The following is a 17832-nucleotide window of genomic DNA, read 5'->3' as shown; positions in this document are numbered from 1 at the left end:
GTGTATTACATTCTTGAGATGTCCATCGTTACTGGGCAAGATCAGAACGGCCAGCTTAAGCTTTGAGGACGTAACGCAGAGTTTCAAACATTTGATCGGTAGTATTGCATCAAACCCGCGCGCCTGCGTCGACTTCTAATATCTTAGCTGTGCAGGAGTAGAGCTTGGTCAGCGCTGCACCGTTTACTGCCACTCAAGCTTGAGGTCTTTATGTGACTGTGCACAGTCGCGTAGATAGAGATTAATTAAGCTCTGATACGGTAGATCTTTTTCTTCCGCCAGACTCTTGAAATACGCGATGGTATCTTCATCCAGGCGGATCGTGACCTGCTTTTTAAGCTTCTTGGCGTATGGGTTTTTGACTGACTCTGAAAAATCGTAATGGTCACGCATGTCTGTACCCTTCGTAAGTTTTTCGCTCTGATTTATCCGCCTTGCGCGCCGAGATAATTCGGATTGTTTCGCCATCTCTCACGCAGTGGCACACCACCAGTAAACGGGAATGAATGCTCGTTCCAAGGAGTATGAACCGATCCTCCTCTTCAGAATGATCGGGATCCGATATGAGTCGGCCGAACTCGTCCGTGAAGGCAGTTTTTGCCTCTTCGAACGAGACGCCATGCTTGTTGCGATTAGCGGCATCCTTACTCGGATCCCAATCAAAAGTAAGATGGTTCATGCATTACATTGTAGTTATGTTGTAGTTATTATCAACACGCTGGGATTGAAGATTTTCAAAGAGGGGGGATCATCGCGCGCTAAAGCGCCCTCCCACAACACCACTAAATACAGTGGCGGGGTTGTGGGAGGCGCTGTGTGCTTAGGCTTTCAGTACGTACTTCAGGGTTTCGACGACTTGATCGGTGGTGGTGCACCAAGCCTGGGCTTGGGCGTCGACTTCTTTCAACGGGTGAACGATGTCTTCGCCGTGCAGGGTGATGTAGGGCTTGGCGAGTGCGGCGCAGTAGCCTGCATCAAAGGCGGCGTTCCACTGTTTGTACTTGTCACCAAAGCGCACAACCACCAGGTCCGCTTGCTCGATCATGGTACGTGTACGGATGGCGTTGACCTTGGAGGACTGGTGGTCGCGCCAGAAGCCATTTTCCGGCTTGCCCAGGTGATCGCCAGCGGCGTCACTGGCGTCGTGGTCGGTGACGGGTGCAGTGAAGACGATATCCAGGCCCGCTGCATCAGCGCCGCGCTGAATCTCTTCGCGCCAATCAGTGTGGATTTCGCCAGAAAGGTAGACGTAAAAGCTCATAATCGCTCCTGATAACTTGGTTATTTAGTAGACAGGATTATTTTATGGAAAAATATTCCATATTGATACATGCGCTCACATTTCCGGCTTTTGAGCGAGCAGGTAAATATCCATAATCCAGCCGTGGGTGTCGCGTAGTTCCGCGCGGCGTTGGATGATTTGGTCGCTGACCTCGCTTAGCCAGCCTTTGATTAAGCACTGTTTATCCATGCCTAGGTAGGCGCCCCACCAGATGTAGGTGTCCTCAAACGGCAGCGTGGTAAACGCCCCGCCGCTATCCAGCATCACCGCTACTGTAGCGGCATCATTTGGCCAGCCGCGCTCGCGTAGGCGGCGGCCGGTGGTGATTTGTACTGGCTCGGCGAGCGCGTTGAGGGGAATTTTATGTTCCGCGGTGAGCACCTGCAGGCTGGTGATGCCTGGCACGACCTCTACATCAACCTGCTTACCCGCAGCGCTTAAGCGCTGGGTAATGCGCAGGCTGCTGTCGTAAAGCGAGGGGTCTCCCCATACCAGCATGCCGACCCGCCCGCCATTGGGAAGATGTTCATCGATCAACTGCGCCCATACGCTGGCAATGGCAGCGTGCCAGTCGTCTACCGCGCCAAGGTAATCATTATGTCCATCGCGGCTAGGAAGATCGAACTCGACGATCTTGGTGGTCACCGGTTCTTCTAACAGACGTTCGCAGAGTAAGCGGCGTAGGTCGATCAAATCCGACTTGGCCTCGCCTTTGCGGGGCAAAAGAATCAAGTCGGCGCTATTGAGGGCGCGCACGGCGGCCAGGGTGACGTGATCAAGGTTGCCGGTACCAATTCCAATGAGCGACAGCGTGATCATGAGTCGCTCTCTTGATCTTGGCTTGCCGTGGCAAAAGGCGAATCCGCCGATTGGGGGCGAAAGCGGCGATCGTAGCCCACTGCGTAGAGGCTGCTCTCCTGGAAGTCATCGCTTTCAAGCACTGGCCCCACCACTATCAATGCGGTGCGCTGCATGGAATCATCGATCAGCCCTTCTATAGTCGCCAACTGCCCACGCACCACCCGCTCATCGGGCCAGCTTGCTCGCCACACAATCGCCACCGGGCACTGCGCGCCGTAGTAAGGCGTCAGGCTTTCGACTACCTGGGAAAGGTTATGGATGGAGAGGTGAATGGCCAGCGTTGCCCCGCTGCGGGCGAAATTGGCAAGCGTCTCGTTACTGGGCATGGCGCTGGCACGCCCCGGCGTGCGAGTAAGCACCACTGACTGGGCCACGCCGGGAAGCGTTAACTCTTGACCTAGAGTTGCCGCCGCTGCAGCAAAGGATGGCACGCCAGGGGTAATGCTGTAGGGGATATTCAGCTCGCGCAGGCGACGCAGTTGCTCGCCCATGGCCGACCATACCGAGAGATCCCCCGAATGCAGGCGGGCCACATCCTGGCCTTCGGCGTGGGCGCGGCTGATCTCCTGCATAATCTCATCCAGCGAGAGCGGCGCGGTGTTGATCACCCTTGCCCCCGCCGGGCAGTGTTCCAGAATCTGCTCCGGCACTAAAGAGCCCGCATACAAGCACACCGGGCAGGCGGCGATTAAATCCCGCCCGCGTAGAGTAAGCAGATCCGGCGCGCCGGGGCCTGCGCCAATGAAGTGTACGGTCATTCGATGGCTCCTTCTGGTACTTCTAACAACGCCAGGGCGACAGTGGCCTGTCGATCTTCAGCAATTATCCTTGGCCCCACTAATCTCGCATTCGGGCCTGCGGCTAGCAGCGCTACGGCCTCAGCCACGCTGCCTGTGCCGCGCGCCTGCAAACTGTGTGTTGAATGGGTAAGCGTTGCCACTGTTGATAGCTCGGCATCCGCTACGGCAATGACTTCGATATTACGCAATCGGCCTAGCTCTTCTACCAACGGCAGCATGGAGTGGGCCGCCGCCAGCTTATCGATAGCACCGTACTGCTCGATCAGTTGATCCAGCGCTTGGCCGAGCGACTCAAGCGTGGCCTCACTGCGAAAACCAAACCCTGCGATTCTCAACGCCGATGGCTTCATCTAACGCCCCGCCACTGAACAATCGGGTAGCTGGCTTTCCAGCCTCGTCGTGTGCCGATGGGGGCGGCGTTGGCAAGCTCCAGGCGTAGCAGTTCGCCGCCTACCTGCTGGTGCCAGTGCGCCAGCAGCGCTTCGGATTCCAGGGTGACGGCATTGGCGACGATGCGCACTCCCTTGGGCAGGCGCTGCCATAAGTCGTCTAGCAGCGCTTGGGATAACCCACCGCCGATAAATACCGCATCGGGTAGCGGCGTATCGTTTAGTACGTCAGGCGCGCGGCCCTGTTTTATTTCTAGCCAGTCAACGCCCAGGTTGTTTGCATTGCTGCGTGCTCGCGCTGCCCGTTCAGCGTTTTGCTCGAAGCCCACCGCCTGATTATCCGTATGGGTGAGCAGCCACTCAATGGCAACGGAGCCTGAGCCGGTACCGATATCCCACAGCCGCTCGCCGGGCATGGGGGCCAGTGCCGCTAGGGTGATGGCGCGAATGGTCTGTTTGGTGATCTGGCCGTCGTGGTCAAAAAAATGATCCGGCAGGCCGGGCGTCAGCGGTAAGGCGGGGCCGTTACCAGCGACTTCCAGCCCTACCGCAACCGGGTGGGCAATGTCATCGGGCAAGCTGGCGTCGCTACGGCAATGGCGAATACGCTCGTTATCGCCGCCCAAAGATTCCAGCAGCGTTAGCTGGGTGTCTCCAAAGCCAAGCCTAGTTACCAGCGCCGCCAGCTCGGTCACCGCCGCGCCGTCTCTTACCAACACCAGCAACCGCCTACCAACATGCAGGTAAGGCCGAACGCGCGTTAGCGGTTTGGCGTGCAAACCCAGGCAAGCGCAACGCTCCAACGGCCAGCCCAAACGTGCAGCCGCCAGGCTAAAGGTGGAAGGGGCTGGCAGTGCCTGCCATTCGCTTGCGCTGATTTGCTGCGCTAATGTTGTACCCGCCCCGAACCAAAACGGGTCGTTTGAGACCAGCATCACCACCCGGCGGCCACGCTGATTGAGCAGCTCAGGAATGCCATCGGCAAAGGGCACTGGCCACTCAATTACCTCGGCGTTTAGCGGCGGTAAAAGGCGCAGGTGACGGCGCGCACCGAACACTACCTCGGCACTTTCCAATGCCTGTTGGCTTGCCGCTGTCAGCCCCTGTGTGCCACCCTCTCCCCAGCCTAAAAGGGTAAGCCAGGGAGCGTTGTTAACCTCAGCCATGATCAAAATCCTAATTCTCGGGGGAACCAGCGAGGCCAGCGCCCTGGCCAGCGCTGTTGCCAAGCGTGGCATTCCAGCCATTTTTAGCTATGCAGGGCGCGTTAACACGCCTAAACCCCAGCCACTGCCGACCCGCATTGGCGGCTTTGGCGGCGTTAATGGGCTGGTCACCTTTTTAGCCCAGGAGCGCATTACCCATATTGTTGATGCCACCCACCCCTTTGCCGCACAGATGAGCAGCAACGTGTTAGCCGCGGCGGCACAGTGCGGTGTAAAGGCCACCGCTTTTACCCGGCCTGCCTGGCAGCCTGTTACCGGCGACCAATGGCAAAGCGTGACAAGTATTGATGAGGCAGTTAACACCTTGGCTGGCCCGCCCCAACGGGTGCTGCTTGCGATTGGGCGAATGCACCTTAGCGCCTTTGCCGCTCAGCCTCAGCACCATTATGTGCTGCGTTTAGTTGATCCGCCGACCAGCCCATTGCCACTGCCGGATGTTAGCACTGTGATTGATAGAGGCCCGTTTACCCTAGAAGGCGATCTCGCCCTACTGGAAAATCAGCGCATCCAGCGCATTGTGTGTAAAAACGCTGGCGGCGAAGGTGCGTCGTCCAAACTTACCGCGGCAAGAAGGCTCGGCCTACCCGTAGTGATGATAGAACGGCCTCACCTGCCATCTCGTCTTGAAGCTCATACTGTTGATGAGGTTATCAACTGGCTAACTTAACCCTACATCAGCGGCACATCTTGGTAGCGAGGGCAGGCTGCTGCGAGGGCGCTGTAAACCCGTCCTTGGGCGCTACTTTTCCCATCTGACCGCCATGGATGGCGGAAATGCCGGAAATGTCGGGAACATTTTCCGGCCATGGGAAAAGACCCTCGCATCAACCTTCCCTCGCCCCTTTCATACTCACAGGGAGGAACGCGGCGTATAAACCAGCGGCACGCCACTGCGTTCAATCAAGCGGGTTTGCTGGGAACCAACGATGACCAGTGTGCGCATATCAGCCATGTCCGGCGTCGCTTGCTCTAGTGTGGTAACGCGAATTGCTTCTTCGGGGGTCGAAACCGCGCGAGCGAAGATTATCAATCGATCCGGCCCGCAGGCTTCTCGCAGTACCTCTAGCGTTCGTTCAAAACCCGCCGGCCGTGCCTTGGAGCGCGGGTTGTAAAACGCCATGGCGAAGTCGGCCTCGGCGGCCAAACGCAGGCGCTTCTCAATCAGCGCCCAGGGTTTGAGGTTGTCGGATAGATTAATGCAGCAGAAGTCGTGCCCCAGCGGTGCGCCGACGCTTGCGCTGGCGGCCAACATGGCAGAAATACCCGGTAGAACCTGAATATCCAGCGTGCGCCACTGGGCATCGCCCGCTTCCAAGGCTTCGAATACCGCGGCGGCCATGGCGAACACACCAGGGTCGCCAGAGGAGACAACCACTACCCGGTGGCCCTCAAGCGCTAGCTGTAGCGCCTGCTCCGCCCGGCGAATCTCTTCGCGATTATCAGAGCCATGGCGGACTAATCCAGCCCTGGGAGCCACGCGATTAACGTAGGGCACATAGCCCACCACATCGGTGGCTTCGAGCAGCGCAGCCGAAACCTCCGGGGTAATCATGGCATCGGCACCCGGCCCTAGGCCGACGATTTTCAGCCAACCGCTCATGGCCGCCTCCCGTTGCCATGAATCAGCACAATCGAGAAGTAAGGCACGCTTTCGCCAACCTCACTCAGTGGCAGCACACGCTGCTGGGTCATGGCGGCGTACTCGATCAGCCACGCCTCACCTTCACGACCAGCATGCGTCAGCGCTCGGCGAAGTTTGGCCAGATTGCGGCCAATTTTCATCACCACCAGTGCATCGGTTTGGGCGATGCGCTCGGCCAGCGTCTCTTCCGGTAGCGTGGCCATCAGCACCGTCATAATGTCATCGCCCCAGGTAATTGGCTGCGCGGTAGCCGTCCAGGCCGCCGACATGCCGGTAATACCCGGCACTACCGAGACCGGCACGCGATTCAGCAGCCGCGTGTAGAGGTGCATAAAGGAGCCGTAGAAAAACGGGTCGCCTTCACAGAGCACCACGACATCGCAGCCGGCTTCCGCCATCTCGATCAGTTGGGCCACGCTGCGTTCGTAAAAGGCCGACAGCAGTTCATTGTAGCGAGGGTCGTCAAAAGGAATTTCCGTGGTAACCGGATACTCCATGGGCAGCTCGGTTGCGCCGGGGGCGATCAATCCTTCCACAATGGTACGCGCATGCCCGCTGCGGCCCTGCTTGCGAAAATAGGCCACATGGCTGGCACCACGAATCAAGCGGTCGGCACGCACGCTCATTAGGTCTTGGCTGCCGGGCCCTAAGCCAACCCCGTAAATGGTTCCTTGGGTCATTCGATACGATCCGCCATGGCGTTGATGGCTGCTACCGTGACGGCGCTACCACCCAAACGGCCACGCACGATACAGCTGGGCAGCGCGGGGTTAGCCAACAGCGCTTCTTTGGATTCCGCCGCGCCGACAAAGCCGACCGGGCAGCCAATAATGGCCGCCGGGCGCGGGCAGTCTGGATCTTCGAGCATATTGAGCAGATGAAACAGCGCGGTGGGCGCGTTGCCAATGGCGACCACGGCACCTTCCAGGTGCGGCCGCCACAGTTCCAGCGCTGCCGCTGAACGGGTATTGGCCATTTCCTGGGCAAGGCCAGGGGTGCGCTCATCGTTAAGAGTACAGATAATCTGGTTATTAGCGGGCAGCCGTTTGCGGGTAATGCCTTCGGAGACCATCCGAGCATCGCAAAGAATCGGTGCGCCCTGCTCTAACGCTGAACGCGCTCGATTGACCACGTCATTCTGAAAATGGATATGCGCCGCCAGCTCCACCAGCCCAGCGGCGTGAATCATGCGTACTGCAACCGTTTCTTCTTCCGCTGAAAAGCGATCAAGCTCAGCTTCATTGCGAATAATCGCAAACGACTGCCGGTAAATCGCCGGTCCGTGTGTTTCATAAACGTGAGGCACCCAAACTCTCCAAATAAACTAATTCGCAGTTACTGGTCTGCAAGGCATCCGTGCTAGGGCAAGTTTCCGCGAGGGCGCTGTGAACCCATCCATGGGCGCTACTTTCGACATCCATGTCGAAAGACCCTCGCTACAACCTGCCCTGGCACTCAGCTATCCAGCATATAAGCTACTATTTTTTTAATCTCGATAAACCTAACGGCTTTCGCTGAGCTTTTTAATAACATCCAACGCCTCACTCTCAGTAAGGCCTGACTTAACCGGTGCGCTATCGGCGCGACCGTTAATAATCACGTCAAAGCGCCTATCGCGGCCGGTTAGGCACAGCGCTGCTGGCTGTTGACGGGCGCAGCCTTTGGCGCACCCAGATATATGTACGCTTGCTGCCACCCAGCCGCTTAGCCGTTCGGCAAGCGGCTGGGTGGCAACACTCGCCTGTTCGCAATAAGGTGCGCCGGGGCATGCGTCCATCGCTAACCGCGGGTCGCTATTATGACGGATTAAGCCATCAACCGCGGGTAGTGTATCGCAATCCTTCAACAATAAGCGCCGCCAGGGCGTGACCTGCACAGTGTGGACATTTGTCTGGGAGACAGCCTCACGCAGCGTATTAGCCGCCACCCGGCCAAAAGGCAGCCCCACCACCATGCCGATGCTATGTTTGCCCAGCGCCAGCTTCTCGCCTGGGGGTGCAGGGGCAGTATCAGCAGCCGCCCAATCGGGCAGCGGCGCTGTGTGCCGCCGCATGCGCCCAGAGTCCCAGCCGCCGCTGTCCACAAACCAATGGGTCAGGCGTATTAACTGCTCAACGGCGGCTTCGGGCTCGTTCACCGCCGTGCCACACTCATAGCCATCGGCGCGTACTATCAAACCGCCTTCGGTCGAGCGCTCAATACGAAAATCAGCGGCGCTATCGCACAGCACCGGGGCTTTTCCCACATCAATCGCAATGCCGATCTTACCGGGCATGGGCGCTAATTCGCTGCCCTGCGTTTGCAACAGGCGGGTAATGGTATGAGTGTCGTCGCCCACTTGCCAAGCGGGTGCCAACATCAGCTGCGGCTGGCGTTCTACCTGCGGGTCGTCGTTCACCAACTGATGCTCAACCAGAAACGCCATCAGCGGTGGCCAGCTGGCCTCGGTCACCCCCCGCAGTTGAACATTGGCTCGGCTGGTTAGCTCGATTAAACCGCTGCCGAAGGTCTCAGCGGCTTCGCACAGTGCCACTACCTGTTGCCGTGAAAGCTGGCCCAGCGGTGGGCGTACACGCACCAACAGGCCATCGCCGGTGGCCATAGGCCGCCACGCGCCGGGGCACCAGCCTTTAATGCGCGGGCTGGTGGTCATAATGCCCCGTCTCTTTGGCTTCATCCATTTCCAGCAGCAGGTCTTGTAGCGCTTGGCCGTGTTCGCCGGGGGCTTGCCACATGCCTCGCTGGGCGGCTTCGAGTAAGCGTTCCGCCATCTCTTCTAAGGCTGCGGGGTTGTGCTCACGCAGGAACTGCTGATTAGCGGCGTCGAGCACTAGGGCGTCACTCACCTGGGCGTACTGGTAGTCGGCGACTAGATCAGTGGTGGCATCGTAAGCAAACAGGTAGTCCACCGTGGCAGCCATTTCAAAGGCGCCTTTATAGCCATGTTCACGCATGGCATTGATCCACTTGGGATTCAACACGCGCGAGCGGATCACCCGCGCCAGTTCCTCTTTCAAGGTACGAATCTTGGGCACCGCGGGATTGGCGTGGTCGGCGTGATAAATGGTCGGTGCTTTTCCACTTAACGAGCGCGTGGCGTTGGCCATGCCACCCTGAAAAGCGTAATAGCTGTTGGAATCAAGAATATCGTGCTCGCGGTTATCCTGGTTCTGCATCACCGCATCCAGCCCTTGGAGTTGCTGCTCGAACGCCGCCCGCGCGGCGGTGCCGGAGGCCTTAAACTGACCGTAGGCGTAGGCACCTGTATCCAGGTAGGCTTCAGCTAAATCGTCGGCGCTGTCCCAAGAGCGGTTTTCAATTAGCCGGTTTAAGCCCGCACCATATTCGCCGGGCTTGCTGCCGAAGATACGGTAGCTTGCCTCTTGGGCGGCCATTTCCGGGCTTAGCCCTTGGTCTTCCAGTTCCTGCTGGCGGGCAAGCACCGCCTCGCGGATGGTGTTGCTGTTACCCGGCTCTTCATAACTGGCCACCGCTTGCACGGCGGCGTCAAACAGGCGGATCACATTGGGGAAAGCATCGCGGAAGAACCCGGAGACCCGCAGCGTGACATCAACCCGTGGGCGATTGAGCAGCATCGAGGGGATCACTTCAAAATCAGTCACCCGCTGGGAGCCCAGCGACCATTTAGGGCGCACGCCCATCAGCGCGAAGGCCTGAGCGATATCATCACCACCAGTACGCATGGTGGCGGTTCCCCAAATCGAAAGCCCCAATCGGCGCGGATAGTCGCCGTTATCCTGCAGGTAGCGCTCGACAAACGCCTGGGCGGATTTTTCACCCAACGTCCAGGCGGCGGGCGATGGAATTGAACGATTATCGACGCTGAAAAAGTTACGCCCAGTGGGCAGCGTATCCAGCCGCCCTCGGCTGGGCGCGCCGCTAGGCCCAGCGGGCACAAAAATGCCTTCTAGGCCGTCGAGCAACGACTGAATCTCCATTTTCACGCCGCGCTGCATAGCGACCCATAGCTGCTCGCGGGCGTAGCGCAGTTGCTCCGCCGTATTGGGGTAATCTTGGGCCAGTTCCTCCAGGCAACCAGGGGCTAATACGTAGTCGGCCACCCAGCGTTCGGCCAGCAGTTCCAGGCGCTCGCGGGTATCCGCGCCGGTGCGCCAAGGGATATCGAGTAGCCCCCTTAGAACAACGGGTTTAGGCTCCTGCCAGGGCTCGTTGCCAGCGGCTAACGGATCAAAATCCAATCCTAAATCACTCGCCAGGTTGTGCAGCAGTCCGCGGCTGGCCACCGCTTCACCACGGGGTAGTCGCAACAGCGCCACCAAGGTGCCCGCCCGCTTCTCTTCAGGCGGCAGCGTGCCGAGTATGTGCAAGCCATGACGAATCTGCGACTCTTTGATATCGCACAGAAAGGTATCCAGCTCGTTGAGAATGTCGGCATCATCAGCACTGTTTTCAAAACCGTCGACGGCGTGCGCTAACTCCTGGTCGATACCAGTATCGCGCAGGTGAGCGAGAATCTGGCTGCGAATCAGCGCTTCCCGGCGCGGGTCCATATCCAGCGCTTGATAATACTCATCACATAGCGCTTCAAGCTCGGCCATAGCGCCGTAGAGTTCGGCCCGCGCTAGCGGCGGCATCAGGTGGTCGATAATCACCGCCTGACTGCGGCGCTTGGCCTGGGCACCCTCGCCTGGGTCATTAACAATAAACGGATAAAAGTGAGGCAGCGGCCCCAGGGCAATATCCGGCCAGCATTCAGCGCTCAAGGCGATGCTTTTACCCGGCAGCCACTCTAAGTTGCCGTGCTTGCCCACGTGGATAACCGCGTCAACTTGATAGTGCTCACGCAGCCAGTAGTAAAACGCCAAATAGCTGTGGGGTGGCGCCAGCTCCATATCGTGATAGGACTGAGTGAGATCGTCGATAAAGTCGCGTTCCGGCTGGATCCCCACAAAGGTTTCACCTAAGCGGATACCGGCGATCATCAAACGCCCCTGGCGGCATTTGGGGTCTTCGTGAGGCGCCCCCCAGCGCGTCCATACGCTTTCTTGCAGCTCGCTGGGCAAGGTTTTAAACCAAGCAAGATAGTCGTCAACACTGATACTCTGCCAGCAGGCGCGCTGGTCAAGGCTGCCGTGATCGTTGGTCACCGCGCCCTGAAGTTGGCGGATCAACGCATCGCCATTTTCCGGTAGCTCGCTGAGCGGATAACCCGCCTCTTTCAGGGCGCTGAGAATCTGCAGCGTCGATGCTGGGGTATCCAGCCCGACCCCGTTACCGATCCGGCCATCGCGGTTGGGGTAGTTAGCCATGATCAGCGCGATACGCTTCTGCCCATTGGGGGTTAGCCGTAGCGAACAAATACGCCGCGCCAGCTCGGCGACAAAGGCAGCCCGTTGCGGGTGAATCACGTGGTGGGTCACTGCCAGCTGGCAGCGCGGGTTATAGTGGGCTTCAGCTTTAAAGCCCACCGCCCGAGTGATAACGCGCCCGTCCATCTCGGGGAGCACCACCTGCATCGCCACATCGCGGCTATGCAGCCCGGCAGCCATGTCCTGCCAGTCTTCACTGGTGCTGCTGGCAAGTATCGCCTGGAGCACCACGGGGCGGCCCACAAAAAGGTTGTCGGGTAATTCTTCCCCCAGGGCATCCAGCCCGTCGGCATTGCGGTTGACCGCAAAGCTGGTGGTATTGATCACCAGCATGGCGCCGGTTTGCTCAATCAGGTGATTGATAAAATCAATACACGGCCCTTCTTTCAAAGAGGCCACGGCCACCGCTAGCGGCTCTAGGCCTTTTTCTCTCAGCGCTGCCAGCAAGCCGTCGGGTACAGCGGTATTCGCCCCCTGTAAGTGGCTGCGATAAAACAGCAGCAGGCACACCGGCCGCCCTGGTATCTGACGATCGCGCCACTCGCTAAGGCTTGACGCCTGCTGCTCCTGCGAGGCATAAATCACCGCGGGCGGAATGACCTTGGGCTCCTGCCAATCGCCCAGTTGGCTATCTATACACTCGCTGTCCATATACTCATTGGCGACAAAGCGCAGCAGGTGCTCGGCGTTATCCACACCGCCCTCTCTTAAATAGCGCCACACCCGGTATGCGCCATCAAAGGCGATGGTGGAATCTTCTAACAGGGCATCATCCGGTGCGTCGCAACCCGGCACCAAAATCAGCTGGCGCTCGGGTCTAGCCGCCGCCCAGGCAAGCAGGCGTTCATGGCCGTACTGCCAGTAGGCTTTACCGCCCAGCAGTGAAACGATGACCAGTTGGGCGTTTTCCAGCACCCGATCTTCGTAGAGATCATAGGCCGCCGGCTTTACCAGGTTCATCCAGTTGGCTAGCCGTACCGAGGGGTACGCTTCACCCAGGCGGTCAACCGCCTGGGCCAGCGCCGACAGGTTGCTATCGGCGGCGGAGAGTATCACGACCTCGGCGGGGCTTTGTTGCAGGTCGATAATGCCTTCATCATCGACAAAGCCCCCGGGCTTGGCGGCAAATAAGTGCATTAGCTGGCCGTCTGAACCTCTACCTCAGTTAGCGCTTCACGTAGCGCGGCGCTATCCAGCGATTTGCCAATAATGACCAGCTGGGTCTGGCGCGTCTCGTCTTGGCTCCAAAGCCGGTCGTAGTAACCTTCCAGGCGCTCGCCCACCGCTTGGATAACGCGGCGCATGGGCTTGCCGGGAATCGCCGCAAAGCCTTTGGTGCGGTAAATCTCGTGGCTTTTCAGCAGTTGCTGCAGCTTGCTGGCCAAAGCGTCGCCATCCACTTCACCTAGGGTAATCACGCAGGAATCAAAGTTATCGTGGGCGTGGTCGTGGTGCGCGCCCTCAGCGTGGTGCTTATCGTGGTGATTGGTGATGCTATCAATATGCGCTTCGCTGGCCGCGCCAATGCCCATTAACGCTTCCAACTGGGCGGTGTTTGCGGTCAGGGTCTGATCGATAAACAGCGTTTTTACCGAATCGCTCACCCGCGACTGAATCACCGTTTCAACCTGCGTGCGCTCTTCTGGGCTGAGCAGGTCCGCCTTGCTGACCAGCACCAAATCTGCCGCGCTGAGCTGGTCATCAAGTAGCTCGCGCAGGCTGGGGTCGTGATCCAGGCTTTCATCTGCGCGACGCTGGGCTTCGACCTTATCCACATCGCTGGCATAACGGCCGGCGGCTACCGCGGGGCCATCAATCACGGTAATAATCGCATCGACGGTGCAGTGCTGGCGCACGTCGGGCCAGTTAAACGCCTGTACCAGCGGCTTAGGCAGTGCCAGGCCGCTGGTTTCGATCAGAATGTGGTCGATATCATCACGGCGGGCGACCAGGTTTTTCATCACCGGCAGGAATTCTTCTTCCACGGTGCAGCAGATACAGCCGTTGGCCAGCTCATAGATGCTGCCGTCTTCCCCGTCTAGCGGCCCGCCTTCGCTACCCTCTTCACAGCCCAGCGCACAGCTGCGCAAGAGGCTGGAATCAATATCCTGCTCGCCGAACTCATTAACAATCACGGCGATCCGCTTGCCGGTGACTTGGCGCAGAATATTGGCCAACAGCGTGGTTTTGCCGCTGCCGAGAAAACCGGTCACAACCGTGGCGGGAATCTTATTCAATTGCATGGGTAAATGCCTCGCTGTGCTGCAGTTCGCAGTGCGCTGGGCTGGCAGAAAAGAGCCTCGCCACAGCGTCAGGATTGTTGGGGAAAAACAGATGTAGATAGGTCGCCGTTAAGCGCTTTTGACGGTAAATCGCTTCCCCCGGTGCGGGGTGGCGCTGACGGCGGCCATGAGCAATCGGCTCGGGGGTACCCTCTGCCATAGAGCGGTGGTGCGCATGGCCGCGAACCGGGCCTTCTGGCAGTTCGGCGGTTTGCATCCCCTGACAGCCGCGCCGACCGCGCATCGCCCCCTGCCCGGGCAGCAGGCCCAGCATGGTATGGGGTATATCGTCGTAGCCGGTCAGGGTTTCCAGGCAGTACAACAGCCCGCCACACTCGGCCAGAATGGGCTTGTCGGCACGGTAGAACGCCTCAATGGCCGAGTGCATGGCGCCGTTATCCGCCAGCGTTTGAGCGTGAAGCTCCGGGTAGCCCCCCGGCAGCCACAGCGCATCGCATTCGGGCAGACAGCTATCCGTCAGCGGCGAGAAGAAGCGCAGCGTTGCGCCCATCTGCTCCAGCAGGTCGAGATTGGCCTGATAGATAAAGCTGAAGGCGGCGTCACGAGCTACGCCAATGGTGCGGCCTTTAAGTACCGGCTTAACGGCCGTAAGCTGCTCTTGCGGAGCGGCAAAGGTCACCGGTGGCAGTGCTGCAAGCGCTTCCAGCAGCCCAGCCGCTTCCAGCGCTCTGGCACCCGCTTCAAAGCGTGCCTCTAAATCCTCGCGAATCTCCGCAGCTTGCACCAGCCCAAGATGGCGTTCGGGGAGCGCTAAATCAGGGTCTCGTGGCACAGCGGCCAGCAGGGGAATCGTCGCTGGCAGCGCTGATTCGATCAGCTCGCGGTGGCGCTGCGAGCCGCAGGCATTGGCGACTAATCCAGCGATATGAATATCATCACGAAAGCTGGCCAAACCTGATACCAGCGCGGCAGCGGTCTGCGCCATACCTTTTACATCCATGACAATTGCCATGGGAATAGCAAACAAGGCCGCCAGATCGGCGCTGGAGGGTTCGCCGTCAAACAGCCCCATGGCACCTTCGACCAGAATCAAATCCGCTTCACAGGCGGCATCATAAAAACGCTGGCGGCAGTAGGCTTCGCCTGCCATCCATAAATCTAACTGATCCACCGGTTGACCTGACGCCTGAGCCAGTATCTGCGGGTCCAGATAATCAGGCCCGGTTTTAAACACCCGCACCACCTTGCCCTGATTACGCAGCAGCCGCGCCAAGCCCGCCGTGACGGTGGTTTTACCCTGGCCAGAAGCCGGGGCAGCGATAAACAGCGCGGGGCAGCGAGCGGTTGGCGTGCTCATTAGTATTCGATCCCCGCCTGGGCTTTGACGCCGCCGCGAAAAGCGTGGCGCTCATCTTGAACAACGCTGATGGTATCGGCGATTTCCTGCAGCGGCGTGGCCATGGTGCGCCCGGTAATGATCACGTTCTGGTGCGCCGGGCGGCGTTGCAAGGCTTCTACCACCGGTTCGGGGTCGAGATAGCCGTACTTGAACATGTAGCTCATCTCATCCAGCACGATCAGATGATAAGCAGGGTTCTCCAGCAGTCCTTTAGCGACGGCCCAGGCGGCTTGGGCGGCTTCGATATCCCGCTCGCGGTTCTGGGTTTCCCAGGTAAAGCCATGGCCCATGATGTGCCAATCAAGCTTGGGATGATTGCGAAAAAATAGATATTCGCCGGTTTCGCGGCGGCCTTTAATAAACTGAATGACCGCGCACTGCTGACCGTGCCCTAATGAACGCGCCATGGTGCCAAAGGCCGAGCTGCTTTTGCCCTTGCCGTTGCCTTTAAGCAGAATCAGCACGCCACGCTCTTCAGTGGCGCGGCTAATGCGCTCATCGACCACGTCTTTTTTGCGCTGCATGCGGTTTAAATGGCTAGCGTCACTCATGGGCTTTCCCCAGGTTGATGTGCAAAAACAGAATGTGCGAAAACAGGATGCGCCAAAGATGGTTTACCAAACGAGGCTGGCCAATAACGGGCGCCTAATTGCTGAGCGATGCGTGCGCCCTGCCCGCGTTTAACTCTCGATTGCTCGGTATCGATCAGCAGGCAGTCACCTAGCGGGGCGAGGTCGTCAACAGATTCCCGTGTGCGGCCATCGGTAATCAAATAAGTACGTACCTGTAAGCCAGGCTCGCGGCGCTGCCACTGTTGAATTAGCCGTTTGGCTTCAACAATCGCTTCCCGCAGCGGGGTGCCACCGCCGCCCTTGGCACTGTCAAGCGTGCCCCGCGCGTTTTTGGGAGCACGGCGACGTGAGAGTAGCGACACCACGCCACCATTACCAAACCCCAGCACCGCGACCTGCTCCCGCGCAGCGTAAGCTTGGGTGACCAGTGACTCAACCAGCCCCTTTGCCTGGCCCAGCAGGCGCTGACCCAGGGTGGAACCCGACGTATCCAGAAGTACCAGGTGTGCCGTCGCCTGCCCAGCGCGGGTCTTGCGCATCTTTAGCTGCTGCCAGGGCCACTGGCCGCGATTGGCGATTAGCGTCGCGAACCCGTCTAGCCGCGAGGTTTCCGCCTGAGAACGCCCTCGACCGGAAACACTTCCCTTGCCTGTGCTAGCCGCTGTATCGGCGCGTTGCGCACGCGGGGAAAAGGTATTGCTCTCGGGCAGGTTAACCGCTGGCTGGTTAATGGACTCCTGTGCTACAGGCGGCATAGCGCCCCACTGGCCCTGCTCACCATTTTGGTGGGATGATTCGCCGGTGGGCGCGTTATTAGCTGACGACGATCCGCCCTCCCCATTTGAAGGCGTTTGATTAGGCGGGGAGGACGGCGGATGTTGCTCTGGCGGCTGGGTTCGACGATGTGCCAGCACCCAGGGCGCTACCGTATCGATATCTTCTTGGCTGACGCTTTCCGCCCCCCGCCAGGCTGCATGAGCCTGAGCTGCTCGATGCCAGGTAACGTCTGCCCGCAGGCCTTCAACGCCTGCGGCTTCGCAGCGTGCAGCAACGGTCTCGTACACCCAGCCTTCGCAAGTCACTGACGCTAGTGCCTGTTGGGCATGGTGAATCTTCTGAGTCAGCGCTGCCTGCTCTAACGCAAACTGTTGTATGTAAGCCTCAGGGTCGCGGTCAAAGGCTTCGCGCTGCTGAACAATAGCAATGCGCTGTTTAACGCTGACGCGGTCAGCCTGTTCAATACAGAGCCCAAAACGGTCGAGCAGTTGCGGACGCAGCTCGCCCTCATCAGGGTTCATGGTGCCAATCAAACTAAAACGCGCCGAGTGTGAGTGGCTGATGCCATCACGCTCAACGATATTGACCCCGCTAGCGGCCACGTCTAGCAGCAGGTCAACCAGTATATCCGGCAGCAGATTAACTTCATCGACATACATCACCCCGCCATGGGCTTTGGCGAGGAGCCCTTCATGAAAAGTGGCTTGCTGCTCGGCTAGCACCTTTTGCAAATCAAGACTTCCCACGAGCCGGTCTTCGCTGGCACCGAGGGGTAAGGTGACAAAGGGTGGCTTTTTGCCATTGGTGTCGTTAGGCAAAACCGCCGCCAGTGCCCGCGCCAGGGTGGATTTCGCACTGCCCCGAGGGCCGCTGATCAGCACACCGCCAATGCGCGGATTAATCGCATTCAGCAGCAAGGCGGTTTTCAGCGCTTCCTGGCCGACAACACCTACAAAGGGAAAGTCACTCAACCGAACCTCCCATGCAGAGCATCCCCGAAGCTTGAACTTGATTCATGATGACTTGGTAAGTAATGATAAAACCATTCATAAGGAAGCGATGAAATAAAACGTTGCAGTATAGAGGAAGGCGCGGCTTTGAAGCCAGCTTAGTGCCAAGCATTCCCTAGAAGACAGTCCCTATTAGTACACGGTAAGACAGGCCTAATTTCGACACTAGGCCAAATTGATATGACATTTAAGAATACCAAGCCACAGAAGATTTGGTTTGTCTTATCGTAATGAAAAAAATGGATTTAATGTCAAATTTAGCCGAAAGATCGGGCTTTTT

17 protein-coding genes are annotated in these 17832 nt (G+C 58.6%); 1 reads left to right on the top strand and 16 read right to left on the bottom strand.

Annotated features, from left to right (window positions below; genetic code table 11):
* Positions 1–183: 183 nt before the first annotated feature.
* The 7 genes from INT19_RS07295 to cbiE form a co-directional block, all read right to left on the bottom strand.
* Positions 184–393 carry a BrnA antitoxin family protein gene (locus INT19_RS07295; RefSeq protein WP_193060287.1) on the bottom strand — a complete coding sequence of 70 codons (210 nt, stop codon included), beginning with the start codon at positions 391–393 and terminating at the stop codon, positions 184–186.
* Positions 386–679, bottom strand: coding sequence for a BrnT family toxin (locus INT19_RS07290; protein ID WP_193060286.1), 294 nt, complete (start codon positions 677–679; stop codon positions 386–388). Before INT19_RS07290 ends, INT19_RS07295 begins: the two co-directional genes overlap by 8 nt.
* Positions 680–820: 141 nt before the next feature.
* On the bottom strand, positions 821–1261 hold the full coding sequence (locus tag INT19_RS07285; protein ID WP_193060285.1) for a YtoQ family protein: 441 nt from the start codon (positions 1259–1261) through the stop codon (positions 821–823).
* 75 nt (positions 1262–1336) lie between these two features.
* Positions 1337–2101 carry a precorrin-6A synthase (deacetylating) gene (gene cobF / locus INT19_RS07280; RefSeq protein ID WP_193060284.1) on the bottom strand — a complete coding sequence of 255 codons (765 nt, stop codon included), beginning with the start codon at positions 2099–2101 and terminating at the stop codon, positions 1337–1339.
* Positions 2098–2901 carry a precorrin-4 C(11)-methyltransferase gene (gene cobM / locus INT19_RS07275; protein ID WP_193060283.1) on the bottom strand — a complete coding sequence of 268 codons (804 nt, stop codon included), beginning with the start codon at positions 2899–2901 and terminating at the stop codon, positions 2098–2100. Before cobM ends, cobF begins: the two co-directional genes overlap by 4 nt.
* On the bottom strand, positions 2898–3293 hold the full coding sequence (locus INT19_RS07270; RefSeq protein ID WP_193060282.1) for a cobalamin biosynthesis protein: 396 nt from the start codon (positions 3291–3293) through the stop codon (positions 2898–2900). Before INT19_RS07270 ends, cobM begins: the two co-directional genes overlap by 4 nt.
* Positions 3290–4498: a precorrin-6y C5,15-methyltransferase (decarboxylating) subunit CbiE gene (gene cbiE / locus INT19_RS07265; protein WP_193060281.1), complete on the bottom strand. Its 1209-nt coding sequence runs from the start codon at positions 4496–4498 to the stop codon at positions 3290–3292. Before cbiE ends, INT19_RS07270 begins: the two co-directional genes overlap by 4 nt.
* On the opposite strand from cbiE, the gene INT19_RS07260 reads away from it, so the two are divergent.
* On the top strand, positions 4497–5225 hold the full coding sequence (locus INT19_RS07260) for a cobalt-precorrin-6A reductase (protein WP_193060280.1): 729 nt from the start codon (positions 4497–4499) through the stop codon (positions 5223–5225). The genes cbiE and INT19_RS07260 overlap by 2 nt on opposite strands.
* A 183-nt stretch (positions 5226–5408) precedes the next feature.
* Here the strand turns inward: INT19_RS07260 and cobJ are convergent, their stop codons facing one another.
* From cobJ to INT19_RS07215, 9 genes are all read right to left on the bottom strand, one after another.
* Positions 5409–6158, bottom strand: coding sequence for a precorrin-3B C(17)-methyltransferase (cobJ, locus tag INT19_RS07255; protein ID WP_193060279.1), 750 nt, complete (start codon positions 6156–6158; stop codon positions 5409–5411).
* The gene (gene cobI / locus INT19_RS07250; RefSeq protein WP_095604250.1) at positions 6155–6880 is read right to left on the bottom strand and encodes a precorrin-2 C(20)-methyltransferase; all 726 of its coding nucleotides are present in this window, start codon (positions 6878–6880) and stop codon (positions 6155–6157) included. The genes cobJ and cobI overlap by 4 nt, the downstream gene beginning before the upstream one ends.
* Positions 6877–7506 (bottom strand): precorrin-8X methylmutase, encoded by a 630-nt coding sequence (locus tag INT19_RS07245; RefSeq protein ID WP_089037996.1) that lies wholly within the window; start codon positions 7504–7506, stop codon positions 6877–6879. The genes cobI and INT19_RS07245 overlap by 4 nt, the downstream gene beginning before the upstream one ends.
* Positions 7507–7701: 195 nt before the next feature.
* Positions 7702–8853 carry a cobalamin biosynthesis protein CobG gene (locus tag INT19_RS07240; protein ID WP_193060278.1) on the bottom strand — a complete coding sequence of 384 codons (1152 nt, stop codon included), beginning with the start codon at positions 8851–8853 and terminating at the stop codon, positions 7702–7704.
* Positions 8831–12688, bottom strand: coding sequence for a cobaltochelatase subunit CobN (gene cobN / locus INT19_RS07235; RefSeq protein ID WP_193060277.1), 3858 nt, complete (start codon positions 12686–12688; stop codon positions 8831–8833). Before cobN ends, INT19_RS07240 begins: the two co-directional genes overlap by 23 nt.
* Positions 12688–13794 (bottom strand): cobalamin biosynthesis protein CobW, encoded by a 1107-nt coding sequence (gene cobW / locus INT19_RS07230; protein ID WP_193060276.1) that lies wholly within the window; start codon positions 13792–13794, stop codon positions 12688–12690. The genes cobN and cobW overlap by 1 nt, the downstream gene beginning before the upstream one ends.
* Positions 13781–15151 (bottom strand): cobyrinate a,c-diamide synthase, encoded by a 1371-nt coding sequence (locus INT19_RS07225; RefSeq protein ID WP_193060275.1) that lies wholly within the window; start codon positions 15149–15151, stop codon positions 13781–13783. The genes cobW and INT19_RS07225 overlap by 14 nt, the downstream gene beginning before the upstream one ends.
* A complete protein-coding gene (cobO, locus tag INT19_RS07220) occupies positions 15151–15744 on the bottom strand; it encodes a cob(I)yrinic acid a,c-diamide adenosyltransferase (RefSeq protein WP_193060274.1) in 594 nt (197 codons plus the stop codon). The genes INT19_RS07225 and cobO overlap by 1 nt, the downstream gene beginning before the upstream one ends.
* Entirely contained in the window at positions 15741–17513 is a 1773-nt protein-coding gene (locus tag INT19_RS07215) for an AAA family ATPase (RefSeq protein WP_193060273.1), read from the bottom strand. Before INT19_RS07215 ends, cobO begins: the two co-directional genes overlap by 4 nt.
* Positions 17514–17832: the final 319 nt, after the last annotated feature.

Source organism: Halomonas sp. 3A7M (assembly GCF_014897875.1).
Lineage (GTDB): Bacteria > Pseudomonadota > Gammaproteobacteria > Pseudomonadales > Halomonadaceae > Vreelandella.
Note: the sequence above shows the minus strand (reverse complement) of the source record. Positions and strands in the feature narration are given on the sequence as shown.

What these genes read in the sequence shown, in the direction of transcription:
- INT19_RS07285 (WP_193060285.1), bottom strand. Translation starts at nt 1,261, where the DNA reads ATGAGCTTTTACGTCTACCTTTCTGGCGAAATCCACACTGATTGGCGC.
- INT19_RS07295 (WP_193060287.1), bottom strand. Translation starts at nt 393, where the DNA reads ATGCGTGACCATTACGATTTTTCAGAGTCAGTCAAAAACCCATACGCC.
- cobO (WP_193060274.1), bottom strand. Translation starts at nt 15,744, where the DNA reads ATGAGTGACGCTAGCCATTTAAACCGCATGCAGCGCAAAAAAGACGTG.
- cbiE (WP_193060281.1), bottom strand. Translation starts at nt 4,498, where the DNA reads ATGGCTGAGGTTAACAACGCTCCCTGGCTTACCCTTTTAGGCTGGGGA.
- cobM (WP_193060283.1), bottom strand. Translation starts at nt 2,901, where the DNA reads ATGACCGTACACTTCATTGGCGCAGGCCCCGGCGCGCCGGATCTGCTT.
- cobN (WP_193060277.1), bottom strand. Translation starts at nt 12,688, where the DNA reads ATGCACTTATTTGCCGCCAAGCCCGGGGGCTTTGTCGATGATGAAGGC.
- INT19_RS07270 (WP_193060282.1), bottom strand. Translation starts at nt 3,293, where the DNA reads ATGAAGCCATCGGCGTTGAGAATCGCAGGGTTTGGTTTTCGCAGTGAG.
- cobJ (WP_193060279.1), bottom strand. Translation starts at nt 6,158, where the DNA reads ATGAGCGGTTGGCTGAAAATCGTCGGCCTAGGGCCGGGTGCCGATGCC.
- cobI (WP_095604250.1), bottom strand. Translation starts at nt 6,880, where the DNA reads ATGACCCAAGGAACCATTTACGGGGTTGGCTTAGGGCCCGGCAGCCAA.
- cobF (WP_193060284.1), bottom strand. Translation starts at nt 2,101, where the DNA reads ATGATCACGCTGTCGCTCATTGGAATTGGTACCGGCAACCTTGATCAC.
- INT19_RS07290 (WP_193060286.1), bottom strand. Translation starts at nt 679, where the DNA reads ATGAACCATCTTACTTTTGATTGGGATCCGAGTAAGGATGCCGCTAAT.
- INT19_RS07225 (WP_193060275.1), bottom strand. Translation starts at nt 15,151, where the DNA reads ATGAGCACGCCAACCGCTCGCTGCCCCGCGCTGTTTATCGCTGCCCCG.
- INT19_RS07240 (WP_193060278.1), bottom strand. Translation starts at nt 8,853, where the DNA reads ATGACCACCAGCCCGCGCATTAAAGGCTGGTGCCCCGGCGCGTGGCGG.
- cobW (WP_193060276.1), bottom strand. Translation starts at nt 13,794, where the DNA reads ATGCAATTGAATAAGATTCCCGCCACGGTTGTGACCGGTTTTCTCGGC.
- INT19_RS07260 (WP_193060280.1), top strand. Translation starts at nt 4,497, where the DNA reads ATGATCAAAATCCTAATTCTCGGGGGAACCAGCGAGGCCAGCGCCCTG.